Source organism: Streptomyces sp. NPDC048142 (assembly GCF_043202835.1).
Classification (GTDB): Bacteria; Actinomycetota; Actinomycetes; order Streptomycetales; family Streptomycetaceae; genus Streptomyces.
Map to the genome: position 1 here is coordinate 19,817 of NZ_JBIDBC010000045.1, position 14,115 is coordinate 33,931.

At 71.3% G+C, this 14,115-nt stretch carries 12 protein-coding genes; 7 read left to right on the top strand and 5 right to left on the bottom strand.

The annotated features are described in order from the left end of the window. Positions 1–143: 143 nt before the first annotated feature. Both ACGF2Y_RS33840 and ACGF2Y_RS33845 read right to left on the bottom strand, forming a co-directional pair. Positions 144–929 carry a DUF4239 domain-containing protein gene (locus ACGF2Y_RS33840; protein WP_392955337.1) on the bottom strand — a complete coding sequence of 262 codons (786 nt, stop codon included), beginning with the start codon at positions 927–929 and terminating at the stop codon, positions 144–146. Positions 930–942: 13 nt separating this feature from the next. Further along, positions 943–1,491: a hypothetical protein gene (locus ACGF2Y_RS33845; RefSeq protein ID WP_392955389.1), complete on the bottom strand. Its 549-nt coding sequence runs from the start codon at positions 1,489–1,491 to the stop codon at positions 943–945. Positions 1,492–1,719: 228 nt separating this feature from the next. Here ACGF2Y_RS33845 and ACGF2Y_RS33850 point away from each other — a divergent pair, with 228 nt between their 5' ends. From ACGF2Y_RS33850 to ACGF2Y_RS33865, 4 genes are all read left to right on the top strand, one after another. Continuing rightward, a complete protein-coding gene (locus ACGF2Y_RS33850) occupies positions 1,720–2,013 on the top strand; it encodes a hypothetical protein (RefSeq protein WP_392955339.1) in 294 nt (97 codons plus the stop codon). A 25-nt stretch (positions 2,014–2,038) separates the two neighbouring features. Further along, positions 2,039–2,368, top strand: a complete 330-nt coding sequence (locus tag ACGF2Y_RS33855) for a hypothetical protein (RefSeq protein WP_392955341.1) — start codon at positions 2,039–2,041, stop codon at positions 2,366–2,368. Positions 2,369–2,623: 255 nt separating this feature from the next. After that, positions 2,624–3,442, top strand: a complete 819-nt coding sequence (locus tag ACGF2Y_RS33860) for an SAM-dependent methyltransferase (protein ID WP_392955343.1) — start codon at positions 2,624–2,626, stop codon at positions 3,440–3,442. Beyond that, positions 3,439–5,613, top strand: a complete 2,175-nt coding sequence (locus ACGF2Y_RS33865) for a putative bifunctional diguanylate cyclase/phosphodiesterase (protein WP_392955345.1) — start codon at positions 3,439–3,441, stop codon at positions 5,611–5,613. The genes ACGF2Y_RS33860 and ACGF2Y_RS33865 overlap by 4 nt, the downstream gene beginning before the upstream one ends. Before the next feature lie 165 nt (positions 5,614–5,778). Here the strand turns inward: ACGF2Y_RS33865 and ACGF2Y_RS33870 are convergent, their stop codons facing one another. Further along, positions 5,779–6,675, bottom strand: coding sequence for a LysR family transcriptional regulator (locus tag ACGF2Y_RS33870; protein ID WP_392955385.1), 897 nt, complete (start codon positions 6,673–6,675; stop codon positions 5,779–5,781). 132 nt (positions 6,676–6,807) lie between these two features. Between ACGF2Y_RS33870 and ACGF2Y_RS33875 the strand changes: the two genes are divergently transcribed. From ACGF2Y_RS33875 to ACGF2Y_RS33885, 3 genes are read left to right on the top strand one after another with little or no spacing between them, the layout of a single operon-like run. Then, positions 6,808–7,476 (top strand): succinate dehydrogenase cytochrome b subunit, encoded by a 669-nt coding sequence (locus tag ACGF2Y_RS33875; RefSeq protein WP_392955387.1) that lies wholly within the window; start codon positions 6,808–6,810, stop codon positions 7,474–7,476. Position 7,477: 1 nt separating this feature from the next. Then, complete coding sequence (locus tag ACGF2Y_RS33880; RefSeq protein ID WP_392955346.1) at positions 7,478–9,427, top strand: fumarate reductase/succinate dehydrogenase flavoprotein subunit; 1,950 nt, start codon at positions 7,478–7,480, stop codon at positions 9,425–9,427. Then, entirely contained in the window at positions 9,424–10,170 is a 747-nt protein-coding gene (locus ACGF2Y_RS33885) for a succinate dehydrogenase/fumarate reductase iron-sulfur subunit (RefSeq protein WP_392955348.1), read from the top strand. Before ACGF2Y_RS33880 ends, ACGF2Y_RS33885 begins: the two co-directional genes overlap by 4 nt. Positions 10,171–10,314: 144 nt before the next feature. On the opposite strand, the gene uvrA is transcribed toward ACGF2Y_RS33885, so the two are convergent. Together uvrA and ACGF2Y_RS33895 are read right to left on the bottom strand one after the other, a co-directional pair. Then, positions 10,315–12,738, bottom strand: coding sequence for an excinuclease ABC subunit UvrA (gene uvrA, locus ACGF2Y_RS33890; RefSeq protein WP_392955350.1), 2,424 nt, complete (start codon positions 12,736–12,738; stop codon positions 10,315–10,317). Between the two features lie 213 nt (positions 12,739–12,951). After that, complete coding sequence (locus tag ACGF2Y_RS33895; RefSeq protein WP_392955352.1) at positions 12,952–14,070, bottom strand: MsnO8 family LLM class oxidoreductase; 1,119 nt, start codon at positions 14,068–14,070, stop codon at positions 12,952–12,954. Positions 14,071–14,115: the final 45 nt, after the last annotated feature.

Here is a 14,115-nt window from a genome sequence, read left to right on the forward strand (position 1 = left end):
CCTCCGGGTTCCCCGAGGGGCAGCTGCGGAACCAATTTCCACATAGCAGGAAAAATGCACCTCGATGCCCGACACGCTAGGAGCGGTCCGACCAGCCCGCGATCGGGGTCCGGCGAATGGGTCAGCGCGGTCCCCCGGCCGGCTCACCGGCCAGGGGGCAGCCCTTGGGCAGCGATCTCCGGGAACATGTCGAGGAAGGGTTCGGCGGTGGCCGAGATGCCCCGGCCGAAGGGCGCGTCGAAGTCCCAGATCAGAAAGAGCAGGAAGGCGATCAACGCGCTGAACAGGCCCGCCAGGAGCAGTTCACGGAACGTTCTGCGGATCTGGAGGGTGAAGATCAGCCCCACGGTCACCAGCGCCCCGATGATCAGCCCGAACCAGACCACCCCGGGCATCGTCGCCCCGGCGTTCTGCCGGCGTGAGCTGCGGGCGTCGTCCGCCGCCGCCACCTGGTCGACCAGCGGCTGGTACGCCTGCCCCTCGTGGTCGGTCTTCGGCTCGTAGTCGGTGACGTCCGCCCGCACCTTGTCCAGCAACTGTGTGCCGCGCTCGGTGAGGGTGTTCCGTTCGGACATCACCTTCCACTCGTCGTGGACGACATGGCTGACATAGGCGTCGACGTCCGCCCGGATGCGGTCGCGGACCTCCACCGGGTAGACGGAGGCCCGCGCCTGCACCTCGTGCAGCGCCTGCGCCTCGATGCGTACGGACTCCTGGGCGGCGCTGCGCCCCTCCCAGACCCCGGCGATGGCGAGCCCCAGGACGATCGCGTAGACCACGCCGATCATCATGGTCATGTACTCGATGACGTCGGGCGTCTCGGACGGGTCGTCGTCATCCCCGACCCGTCGGTTGTTCAGGACGGCGATGGTGAGGACGACCGCGCAGGCGGACGCCATGGCAATGCTCAGTACGAGCCATCCGGACATGAATCTCTCCTGGTCAGCGGGACGATCGCGGCCGCAGCACGGCGACTGCGAACACCGCCGGGGCGGTGATGAGCAGGGCCAGGGACACCAGTGACGGCCCGCCCTTCGGCTGCTTGCGAGTCGGTTTGCGGTACGTGGGCAGGGCGACGGCCCGGGGCTCCGGGGGCTCGGTCCGCTCGGGCGGCTTCGGCGAGGGTGAGGGCTTCGGCGGCGGTGGCGGCTTCGGCGGCGGTGGCGGAGCAGGTGGCGGTGGCGGAGGAGGCGGCTTCACGGCGACCGGAGGCGGGGGAGGCGGCTCCACGAGCACCGGTGGAGGCGGAGGTGGTGGCGGGGGAGGCGGTGGCGGTGGGGGTGGTGGCTTCGGCGGGGGCGGTGGCGGAGGCGGCTCCGGCTCGGAGACCGCGACGCAGCCCCCGTCGCCCGCCACGGCGACCGAGGAACTGCCGTCGTCCTGCCCGATCCTGGCCACCGCGCAGCTGTCGGCGGTCGCGGGCAGCGGTACGGCTGTCAGCCAGATGAGTGCGGCGGCTGTCGTGAGCCGCGCGATGCGTGATCCGTACACGACGGGGAGCCTGATCCACGCCGTCGCGGTGCACGCGGTACTTGCGGGTGATTCGCCTGATCGTGCGAATAATGGGCCATTCGTGTTTACGCCCCGAATTCCGGCCCGCCGCATGCTTCCCGGCCTTCCCTCGAACACGACCCCGACGGCGTTCCGTACCCGGGGTCATGGCCGGCGCGGTCCGCGCCGGCCTCGGAAGCGGTACGACGAAGCACCACGGGAGTCGACATGAACTCCTGGTGCGACGCCTCGCTCGCGGTCACCGCCGACGCCGAGCTGCTCGGGGCGTCCGGCCGTGCCGGCGGCACCGGCCAACTCACCGTCGGCGGCCGGTCGGTGTGCCGGTACGTGAAGGACACCGCCCCGGGCCGGGTCAACGGGCAGGGGGCCGGCGGCACCTGGTTCGCCGCCGCGCCCGACGGCAGCTACGGCACCTCGCCGCGTTGTGGGAACGCCCGAATGCATCCAGTAGGCGGACGTCCCTCCGCCATGCGACGCACCGCGTCCGACGCCGCGCGCTGATCCACCAGGGATGGCGGGACAGCCCTTGGGCGACATCGTGGTGGACGGCCGGGGCGTGACGGTTTACCACTTCACCAAGGACTCCGCCTGGCCGATGAAGACCGCGTGCACGGGCGACTGCCTCAAGAAGTGGCCGGTAGTGGCCACCCTGGCCGAAAATGCGGTGGCCGGTGTGACGGCGAAGGGATTCGTCACCTTCGACCGCCCCGACGGCGTCAAGCAGCAGACCATCGACTACCGGCCCATCCGCACCTTCGCGGGCGACGCCGAGTCCGGCGACACCAGTGGGCAGGGAGTCGGCGAAACCTGGTATGCCGTTTCCCCCGATTTCGAACTCATCGCCGTTTCCACGTAATCACGGACCCCGGCGAACCATCGCCCAGGAGCCCCAAGTGGCCCCGAACCACCGGGAAACGGTGTCCGGAGTGCCGGTCCGTCGTTGTACGCATACGCGGAGCGACGGATCGGCCGTAGATGCCACCGGAGTGTGACCAATAACGGATCCCTGATTTCCGTTTCCACTCGCTCTCTTGGCGGCTGATCAGTAGCCTCTGGTCAACACTGACCATGAACATGGCCGGATCGCCGTGGCGACTTGTTGGAGACATCGATGGAGCGTCCCGCCTGGGCACCGCAGGGCATTGACATTTCGGTGCCGAGCGTGTCTCGCATGTACGACTTCTATCTGGGCGGATCGCACAATTTCGAGGTGGACCGGGAAGCCGCGCGCAAGGCCATGAAGTTCCTTCCGGGCCTTCCCAAGATCATGCAGGCCAATCGCGCCTTTATGCGCCGGGCCGTCCGCTACGCCGTCGACTCGGGCATCGACCAGTTCCTGGACATCGGCTCCGGCATACCGACCTTCGGCAACGTCCACGAGGTCGCCCAGGCCGCCGACCCCGACGCCAGGGTGGCGTACGTCGACCACGACCCGGTCGCCGTGGCCCACAGCCAGGCCGTGCTGGAGGGCAACGACCGCGCGGTCATCGCCGCCGCAGACCTGCGCCGTCCCAAGGAGATCCTGGCCAGCCCGGAGATCACCGGACTGCTCGACCTGGACCGCCCGGTGGCCCTGCTGCTGGTCGCGGTGCTCCACTTCGTCGAGGACGCGGACGACCCGCGCGCCGCGGTCGCCGAACTGCGCGAGTCACTGGCCCCCGGCAGCCTGGTCATCCTGACCCACGCCTCGTACGAGGGCATCCCGCTGCCCGAGGAGCAGGCGGCCGGCACGGTCGGCGTCTACCGCAACATCCGCAACCCGCTGGTCATGCGTTCGCGCGAGGAGATCGGTCAGTTCTTCGAGGGCTACGAGATGGTCGAGCCGGGGCTCGTCTCGATGCCCGACTGGCGGCCCGACACCGCGCAGGCGCCGGAGCAGGAAGACCCGTACGCCTTCTCGGGCTTCGCAGGGGTTGGGCGCAAGGCGTGAGCATTCCCGCCCAGGCGTCCGGGGAACCGGACGCGGAGCCCGACGGTCCGGAAGGCCGGCTCCGGAGATTCGCCAGAATCTGGAGCCGGGCCATCTTTCCCCTGACGGCCACCTCCCTCACCCGGCCGGAGTTCGAACAGCATCTGCTGCCCCTGGCACGCGAGCTGAACGGCATCCTGCACGCCCGCCCCTTCGACGCCTCGCCCGCCCAGCGGATCGGCGCGGCGCTGATCGACGCGCACTGCACCGACCCGGACGCCCTCAGCTCCACGCTCGGCGTCGTCGACTCCTACCTCGTCCTGTACTGCGGCGGCAACGGACCCGCCGCGCTGTCCACCGAGGACGGCCGGGCCCGCTGCGCACGGATCCAGCACACGCTGGCCGCCGGCTTCTCGGCGGCCCTGCGCGAGCGCACGCTCGCCGAGCAGGAGGCCATCGCCCGCTCGGCGCTGACCGCCCGCTCGCACGCCGAACAGATCCTGCACGCGACGGAGGCACGCTTCCGCGCGGTCTTCGAGGACGCGGCCGTCGGGATCGGCATCGCCGACCTGGACGGCAACATCCTGGAGATCAACGACACGCTCACCAGGATGTTCGGCGGGCTGGAGCACCATGTCCGCAGCCACAAGGTCAACGAGTGGGTGCACCCCGAGGACTCGCCCCAGGTGTGGAAGTACTACGACGAGCTGGTACGCGGCGAACGCGACCACTACCGGGTCGAGAAGGCGTTCTACCGCAACGACGGCACCGTCCTGTGGACCAACCTCACCGTCTCGCTCCTGCGGGACGCCGAAGGACGCCCCGAGTACCAGCTCGCACTGATGGAGGACACCACCGAGCGGCGGCTGCTGAATCTGCGGCTGCGCTACGAGGCCACCCACGACGCGCTCACCGGACTGCCCAACCGGACTCTGTTCTTCGAACGTCTGGAGAAGGCCCTCGCCGCCCAGGAGGGGATCCGCTTCGGCCTCTGCTACCTGGACCTCGACGGCTTCAAGGCCATCAACGACAGCCTCGGTCACGCGGCCGGCGACCGGCTCCTGGTCGAGATCGCTGACCGGCTGCAGAGCTGCGCGCCCGCGCCCGGGGAGATGGTCGCCCGGCTCGGCGGCGACGAGTTCGTCGCTCTCACCACCGGCCCGGACACCGCCGAGAAGGTGGACGAACTGGCCGGCCGCATCCTGAACGCGCTCGCCTCCCCCATCCGCCTCGACGGCCGTGAGCTGACCGTCCGCGGCTCGATCGGCATCGTCGAGGGTCCCTCCGGGGAGCGCAGCGCCGCCGAGGTGCTGCGCAGCGCCGACATCACGATGTACCGGGCCAAGGCGGCGGGCGGCAACCGCTTCCAGCTCGCCGACGCGGAGGCCGACGCGCGCGCCATCACCCGGCACGGGCTGACCACCGCGCTCCCGGCCGCCCTGGAGCGGGGCGAGTTCTTCATCGAGTACCAGCCGCTCGTGCACCTGGGCGACGGCACCGTGCACGGCGCCGAGGCGCTCGTACGGTGGTGCCATCCGCAGCACGGGGTGCTCGGCCCCGACCGGTTCATCCCGCTCGCCGAGCACACCGGGCTCATCGTGCCGCTCGGGCGCTGGGTGCTGGAGGAGTCCGTGCGACAGGCGAACTTCTGGCAGGAGCGGCACAGCGACGGAGGTCCCCTGCGGATCAACGTCAACCTCTCGCCGACCCAGCTGCACCATCCCCGCCTCGTCGCCGAGACGGTCGACGTGCTGGAACGTTCCGGTCTGGAGCCGGGAGCGCTCTGTCTGGAGGTGACCGAGTCGGCCCTGATCGGCGCCGACGACGGTCTCCTCAAGCCGCTGCGGCAGCTCGCGGAGATGGGCGTCGACATCGCGCTCGACGACTTCGGCACGGGCTACTCGAACCTGGCGAACCTGCGCCGGCTGCCGGTGAGCGTGCTCAAGCTGGACCGTTCCTTCACCCGGGGCATGCAGCAGCACCCGGCGGACCCGGTCGACCTGAAGATCGTCGAGGGCATCGTGTCGCTGGCCCACAGCCTGGAGCTGGCCGTCACGGTGGAGGGCGTGGAGACGGGCGCCCAGGCCGAGCAGCTGCGCCGTCTGGGCTGCGACACCGCCCAGGGCTGGTACTACGCCCGCCCCGGGGCCCCGGACCGCATCCACTCCCTGCTGCTGGCGGACGCGGTCTGAACCGTCGCCGGGCGGGGGCGGGCCGCCCGGCGGACCGGTGGACGGCGCGCCCGGCAGGCCGAGCGTCCGGCGGACAGGCAGGCCGCGCGCCCGGTCAGCCGGCGGGTAGGCCGCGCGCTGGGCAGGCCGCCCGGCAGACCGTGTGCCGGCCGGCCCGCCGCCCGGTCAGCCGGGGACCTGGCCGTGCTCCAGGAGCATCCGCTGGAGTTCGCGCGCGGCCCGGGGCGGGGCCACGTCGCTGCGGTGCGCCAGCGCGATCGTGCGCCGCAGCCCGGCACCGGCCAGCGGGGTCCTCCGCAGGTCGTGGCCGGCCCGCGCGGCGGCCATGCCCGGCACCACGGCGATGCCGAGCCCCGCCCGTACGAAACCGAGCACCGCGTCCATCTCGCCGCCCTCGACGGTGAACGAGGGCTCGAAGCCCTCCGCGCGGCACGCGGCGAGCGTCAGCTCCCGCAGGTTGTACCCGTGCCGGAACATCACCAGCGGCGCCCCCTCCAGATCCGCGATCCGGATCCGGCCGTTCCGCCCGGGGGGCGGCTCCGCCGCCGAGGACACCACCACGAGGTCCTCGTGCAGCAGCTCCACCGTGGTCAGTGCGGGGGAGGCGGCCGGCAGGGGCAGCACCACCAGCGCCAGATCGAGCGCTCCCCGCGCCAGCTGACGTACGAGGTCGTGCGAGCCGCCCTCCTCCAGCAGCAGCCGCACCCCCGGATGCCGGTCGTGGAAGGCGCGCAGCACATCCGGCAGCAGTCCGGTGCACAGACTCGGCGTCGCCCCCAGCCGCACCCGGCCGCTGCGCAGCGAGACCAGCTCCTGGACCTCCTGCCGAGCCGTCTCCGCGTCGGCGAGGATCCGCCGGGCCAGCGGCAGCAGCGCCTCTCCCGCGTCGGTGAGGGCGATGTTGCCCCGGGCCCGGCTGAACAGGTCCGCGCCCAACTCCGTCTCCAGCGCCCGGATCTGCTGGGAGAGAGAGGGCTGTGACACATGCACCGCCTCGGCGGCCCGGGTGAAGTGCCGGGCCTCGGCGACGGCCACGAAATAGGTGAGCTGCTGGAAGTGCACCATCCGACGATAGCGTCAGTCGATAGCGAATGCCTATGGAGATCAGCCGGACCATGTCTTGGACTGATCAGGTCTCTCGCCCCTACCGTCGTGTCCATGGCATTGGCAACGCGGACGGACCGACGGCCGTCGATGACGCGTACGCTCTGGAACTCGACCGTCGGCAAGAAAACGATCATGGCAGGGTCCGGCCTGATCATGCTCGGATTTCTCGTCGTCCACATGGCGGGCAACCTGAAGGTCTTCTTCGGGCCCGGTGAGTTCGACGGGTACGCCCACTGGCTGCGCACCCTGGGCGAACCGGTCCTGCACTACGAGTGGGCGCTCTGGATCGCCCGAGCGGGGCTGGTCGCCGCCGTCGTGCTGCACGGCGTCTGCGCGTACCAGCTGAGCCGCCGCGACATCAGGGCGCGCCCGGCCAAGTACGTCCACAAGAAGCCACGGGCGAGCTACGCGACCCGCACCATGCGCTGGGGCGGGATCATCCTCGCGCTCTTCATCGTCTGGCACATCCTCGACCTGACGACCGGCACCGTGCACACGAGCTTCGAGGCCGGGCACCCCTACCAGAACGTCATCGACACCTTCTCGACCTGGTACGGCAACGTCATCTACATCACCGCGGTGCTCGCCATGGGCCTGCACGTCCAGCACGGCTTCTGGAGCGCCGCGCAGACCCTGGGCGTCGGCAACGCGACCCGCGACCGCGTCCTGAAGACCCTCGCCAGCCTCCTCGCGGCGGTGCTGACGGTGGGCTTCATCTCCGTACCCGTCGCCGTCATGACCGAAGTGGTGAGCTGACATGCCCGACTACTCGCAGTACCGCACGGGCGAGCCCGTGCTCGACACGAAGGCCCCCGAGGGCCCCGTCGCCGAACGCTGGGACACCCGCCGCTTCCAAGCGAAACTCGTGAACCCCGCCAACCGGCGCAAACACACCGTCATCGTCGTCGGCACCGGACTGGCCGGCGGAGCGGCCGGCGCCACACTCGCCGAACAGGGCTACCACGTCGTCCAGTTCTGCTTCCAGGACTCACCCCGGCGCGCCCACTCGGTGGCCGCCCAGGGCGGCATCAACGCCGCGAAGAACTACCGCAACGACGGAGACTCCATCCACCGGCTGTTCTACGACACCGTCAAGGGCGGCGACTTCCGCGCCCGGGAGTCCAACGTCCACCGGCTCGCCCAGATCTCCGTCGAGATCATCGACCAGTGCGTCGCCCAGGGCGTCCCCTTCGCCCGCGAGTACGGCGGTCTGCTCGACAACCGCTCCTTCGGCGGCGTCCAGGTCTCCCGTACGTTCTACGCACGCGGCCAGACCGGACAGCAGCTCCTGCTCGGCGCGTACCAGGCGCTGTCCCGGCAGATCGCCACGGGCGGCGTCGAACTCCACGCCCGTACCGAGATGCTGGACCTGATCGTGGTCGACGGCAAGGCGCGCGGCATCGTCGCCCGCGACCTGGTCACCGGGAAGATCGACACCTACTTCGCCGACGCGGTCGTCCTGGCCACCGGCGGCTACGGCAACGTCTTCTACCTGTCGACCAACGCGATGAACTCCAACGCCACCGCGATCTGGCGGGCCCACCGGCGCGGCGCGTACTTCGCCAACCCCTGCTTCACCCAGATCCACCCCACCTGCGTCCCGCGCACCGGCGACCACCAGTCCAAGCTCACCCTGATGAGCGAGTCGCTGCGCAACGACGGCCGCATCTGGGTCCCCAGGGCCAAGGGCGACGACCGCCCCGCCAACCGGATCCCCGAGGACGAACGCGACTACTACCTGGAGCGGATCTACCCCGCCTTCGGGAACCTGGTGCCCCGCGACATCGCCTCCCGCGCCGCGAAGAACGTCTGCGACGAGGGACGCGGCGTCGGTCCCGGCGGACAAGGCGTCTACCTGGACTTCGCCGAGGCCATCGGACGGATGGGCCGCGAGGCGGTCGAGGCGAAGTACGGCAACCTCTTCGACATGTACCAGCGGATCACCGACGAGGACCCCTACACGGTCCCCATGCGGATCTATCCCGCCGTGCACTACACGATGGGCGGCCTCTGGGTCGACTACGACCTCCAGACCACCATCCCCGGCCTCTTCGCCATCGGCGAGGCCAACTTCTCCGACCACGGGGCCAACCGGCTCGGCGCCTCCGCGCTGATGCAGGGTCTCGCCGACGGCTACTTCGTGCTGCCCTCCACGATCAACGACTACCTCGCCCGCAATCCGGCCGCCGAGAAGATCGACGCCGAACACCCGGCCGTGGCCGAGGCGGTGGCCGAGACCGAGGACCGCATCAACCTGCTGCTCGCCGCCGACGGCGACCGCACCCCCGACTCCTTCCATCGCGAGATCGGTGAACTCATGTGGGAACACTGCGGGATGGCCCGCACCGAGGACGGTCTGCGCGAGGCGCTCGCCAAGATCCCCGAGATCCGCGAGGAGTTCTGGCGCCGCATCAAGGTCCCCGGAACCGGCGAACAGTTCAACCAGTCGCTGGAGAAGGCGAACCGCATCGTCGACTACCTGGAACTCGCCGAGCTCATGTGCCTCGACGCCCTGCACCGCGCCGAATCCTGCGGCGGCCACTTCCGCGAGGAGTCCCAGACCCCGGACGGCGAGGCCGAGCGGCGCGACCAGGAGTTCTCCTACGCCGCCGCCTGGGAGTTCACCGCCACCGGCGGCGCCCCCGTCCTGCACAAGGAAGACCTCGTCTTCGCCTACGTCCACCCCACCCAGCGGAGCTACGCATGAAGCTCACCCTGCGCGTCTGGCGCCAGCGCAACGCCGAAGAGCCCGGCGCCATGGCCACCTACGAAGTCGACGGCATCTCCGCCGACATGTCGTTCCTGGAGATGCTCGACACCCTCAACGAGGACCTCACGCTCGCCGGGGACGAGCCCGTCGCCTTCGACCACGACTGCCGCGAGGGCATCTGCGGCGCGTGCAGCCTCGTCATCAACGGCGACGCCCACGGCCCGGAGCGCACCACCACCTGCCAGCTCCACATGCGGTCCTTCGCCGACGGCGACACGATCGACATCGAGCCCTGGCGGGCCTCCGCCTTCCCGGTCATCAAGGACCTGGTCGTGGACCGCTCCTCGTTCGACCGGATCATCCAGTCCGGCGGCTACATCTCCGCCCCCACCGGCACCGCTCCGGACGCCCACGCCACCCCGGTGCCCAAGCCGGACGCCGACTTCGCCTTCGAGCACGCCGAGTGCATCGGCTGCGGAGCCTGCGTCGCCGCCTGCCCCAACGGCTCGGCGATGCTGTTCACCTCGGCGAAGGTCAACCACCTGGGCGTCCTGCCGCAGGGCGCCCCCGAACGCGAGACCCGCGTCCTGGACATGGTGGCCCGGATGGACGACGAGGGCTTCGGCGGCTGCACCCTGACCGGCGAGTGCGCCACGGCCTGCCCCAAGGGCATCCCGCTGCCCTCGATCGCCGCGATGAACAAGGAATGGCTGCGGGCGACCCGTAAGGTCCGCCGCTGACGTCTGCCGGACGGCTGCCTCAACTCTGCGCTGAGGTCTGCCTCATGCCTGGGCCGAGGTCTGGGCCGATGTCTGCCTGATGTCCGCGCTGATGTCCGCGTCGACATCTGCGCTGATCCCGAACGGCCGCGCCGCCGGACGGGATCAGCGCCGCAGCGCCTTCGCCAGATACGACGCCGTACGGCTCCCGGTGGCACGCGCCACCTCCGCCGGGGTGCCGGCCGCCACGATCCGGCCGCCCCGGTCCCCGCCCTCGGGGCCCAGGTCGATGACATGGTCCGCGCCCGCCACCACGGCCATGTCGTGCTCCACGACCACCACCGTGCTCCCGCCGTCGACCAGCGAGTGCAACTGGCGCATCAGCACCTCCACATCGGCCGGATGCAGTCCCGTCGTCGGCTCGTCCAGCAGATACAGCGTGTGCCCGCGCCGGGTGCGCTGGAGCTCGGCCGCCAGCTTGATGCGCTGTGCCTCACCGCCGGACAGCTCCGTCGCGGGCTGGCCGAGCCGCAGATAGCCGAGTCCCACCTCCAGCAGGGTGGTCAGCGCACGCTCGGCGGCCGGGGTCCCGGCGAAGAAGTCCGCGGCCGACTCCACCGTCAGATCCAGGACTTGAGCGATCGTCAGCCCGCTCAGGGTGACCTCCAGGGTCTGCGGGTTGTAGCGCGCACCGTGACAGTCCGGGCAGGGCGCGTACGTGCTGGGCAGGAACAGCAGCTCCACCGAGACGAACCCCTCGCCCTGGCAGGTCTCGCACCGTCCGCCCGTCACATTGAACGAGAACCGCCCCGCCGTGTACCCCCGCTCCCGTGCCGTGTCCGTCCGTGCGAAGAGCTTCCGCACGGCGTCGAACAGGCCGGTGTACGTGGCCAGATTGGACCGGGGCGTACGGCCGATGGGCTTCTGGTCGACCTGGACGAGCCGGTCCACCGCCTCCAGGCCGGTGGCCGCCGCGCAGTACCGCTCACCCGCCGCGGGCTCCTCGCCCGCCTGCCGGTCCGCCAGCACCCCGGCGAGCGCCTGGCCGACCAGGGTCGACTTGCCCGAGCCGGACACCCCGGTCACCGCCGTGAACACCCCGAGCGGGAACGCCGCGTCGACGCCCCGCACATTGTGCCGCTCCACGCCGGTGAGCCGGATCCACCCGGACGGGGTGCGCGCCTCGCGTGCCGGCCCGGTGTCCCGGCCGTCCTCGGGGAACAGGAAGCGGCGCGTCGCCGACTCCGGGACCTGGGCGAGTCCTTCGGGCGGCCCGCTGTGCAGCACCCGCCCACCGTGCTCCCCGGCCAGCGGACCCACGTCCACCAGCCAGTCCGCCCGCCGCACCACGTCCATCTGGTGCTCCACCACGAAGACCGAGTTCCCGGCCTCCTTGAGCCTGCCCAGCACCCCGAGCAGCGCCTCGGTGTCCGCCGGGTGCAGCCCGGCCGACGGCTCGTCCAGGACGTAGACGACACCGAAGAGCCCCGACCGCAACTGCGTGGCCAGCCGCAGCCGTTGCAGCTCACCGGAGGACAGCGTCGGGGCCGTCCGGTCCAGGCTCAGATAGCCGAGCCCCAGCTCCGTCACCGTCCCGATCCGCGCCAGCAGATCACCCGTCAGGATCCGGGCCGTCTCCTCGCCGCCCGCCCCCGCCCCGGACAGCACCTCGGCCAGGGCGGACAGCGGCAGCCCGGCCAGCTCCGCGATGGTCCGCCCGGCGAAGGTCACCGCCATCGCCTCGGGCCGCAGCCGGCCACCGCCGCACACCGGGCACGGGGCACTGGTCAGGAAGCGCTCGGCCTTCGCCCGCAACGTCCGGCTCTTGGTGTCGGCGAAGGTGTGCAGCACATAGCGGCGCGCACTCATGTACGTGCCCTGGTACGGGCGTTGGATGCGGTCCGCGTCCCGTACCGGATGCACCGTCACCACCGGCTGCTCGTCGGTGAACAGGATCCACGCCCGGTCCTCCGGCTCCAGCTCGCGCCACGGCCGGTCGACGTCGTACCCCAGCGCGTCCAGCACATCACGGAGGTTCTTGCCCTGCCAGGCGCCGGGCCACGCGGCGATCGCCCCGTCCCGGATCGACAGCGAGGGGTCCGGGACGAGCAGCTCCTCGTCCGTCCGGTGGATCCGCCCCAGCCCGTGGCACTCCGGGCACGCCCCGGCGGCGGTGTTGGGGGAGAAGGAGTCGGAGTCCAGCCGCTCGGCCCCCGGCGGGTATTCCCCCGCACGGGAGAAGAGCATGCGCAGCGAGTTGGAGAGCGTGGTCACCGTCCCGACGGACGACCGGGCCCCCGGGGCGGAGCGCCGCTGCTCCAGCGAGACGGCCGGCGGCAGCCCGGTGATCTCCCCGACGGCGGGCGCGCCCACCTGATGGATCAGCCGCCGGGCGTAGGGGGCCACGGACTCGAAGTAGCGTCGCTGGGCCTCCGCGTAGATGGTCCCGAAGGCCAGCGAGGACTTCCCCGAACCCGACACGCCCGTGAAGACGGTCAGGGTGTCGCGCGGGATGTCGACCCGGACGTCCTTGAGATTGTGCTCACGGGCACCGCGCACCCGGACGTACGGATCGTGGGGGGAGTGCATGGGGCTCGGCTCCGTACGCGTGGGGGTGCTGACACCGGCAGGGACAAACAGCCCGATTCTAGGCGTCAGCTCCGCCGACGGCCGCGCCGGATCCGGCGGCGCGCCTCACGGGGTGCGGCCGCGGAGCGCCGTGCGCACCGCACCGAGGTCTTCCTGGTGGCCAGGACGTCCTGGGGGTCTGTTCCACCCTCTCGAACGCGGCCCGGGTGTCGCTCATCGCCCGGAAGAACCGCTCCGGGCCGGGCCCGCTTTCCGGGTCCTCCCGGTCGGGTCCGGCGGTTGTCGGACGCCGAGGTCCCCCTGTGGAACCCGCTCGCCGAACCGGCCCTGCGGGCGGGCGATCCGGGCGAGCCGCCGCAGCGAGTCCACCAGTCCTTCCCGGTCGTAGGTGCTGGTGGTGACGAGCACCTCGTCCGCCCCGGTCTCCTCGATCGCCCGCTCCAGCTGACCGGTCACCTGGTCCTCGGTGCCGTGGATATGGCCGTCGAGCCCCCGCTCGTACAGCGTCCGTTCCTTGGCCGTCATGGTGAGGGACTCGACGCGCTCCGCCGGGGCCAGCGACGGAAATTCCCCGTGCGTACGGGAGTACGCCATGGCCCACGCCTCGGGTACGAGCAGCCGGCGGGCCTCCTCCTCGGTGCCGGCGACGGCCACCGTGCCCGCGACGATCACCTCGGGCCGCTCGGCGCGGGCGGAGGGGCGGAAGCCGCGGCGGTAGACCTCGATGGCGCGCAGCACCTTCTCCCGGCCGCGCAGATCGCCGATGACGAGGGGGAGCCCGGAGGCCGCGGCGACCGATGCGCCCTCACCGACGGCCAGGACGTACGCGGGGATGCGCAGGCCCTCCGCCGGATGGGCGTGCACCCGGGGGTGGGCCCGCTGGGTGCCGTCGATCCAGCCGAGCAGTTCGGCGAGCCGTCCGGGGAAGTCCTCGGCGTCCTCCTTGCCGTGGCCGAGCGCCCGGCGGACGCCGTCGGTGAACCCCACGGAGCGGCCGAGCCCCATGTCGATCCGGCCGGGGAAGAGCGAGGCGAGCACCCCGAACTGCTCGGCGACGACCAGCGGCCGGTGGTTGGGCAGCATCACTCCGCCGGTGCCGACCCGGATGGTGGAGGTCGCGGCGGCGACGGCGGCGGCCAGCACCGTCGGCGCGGACCCCGCGACCCCCGGCACACCGTGATGCTCGGAGACCCAGAAGCGGTGGAAGCCCAGCGCCTCCGCCTCCCGGGCCAGGTCGACGGTGTCGCGCAGCGCCCGGGGGGCGTCGTGCCCCTCACGGGTACGGGAACGGTCCAGGACGGAGATTCGGGTCGAGGCGATCACAGAGCTCACGCTCTCTTCAACGCGCTCGCTCCGTGGGGATTCCCGCGCAGCTTC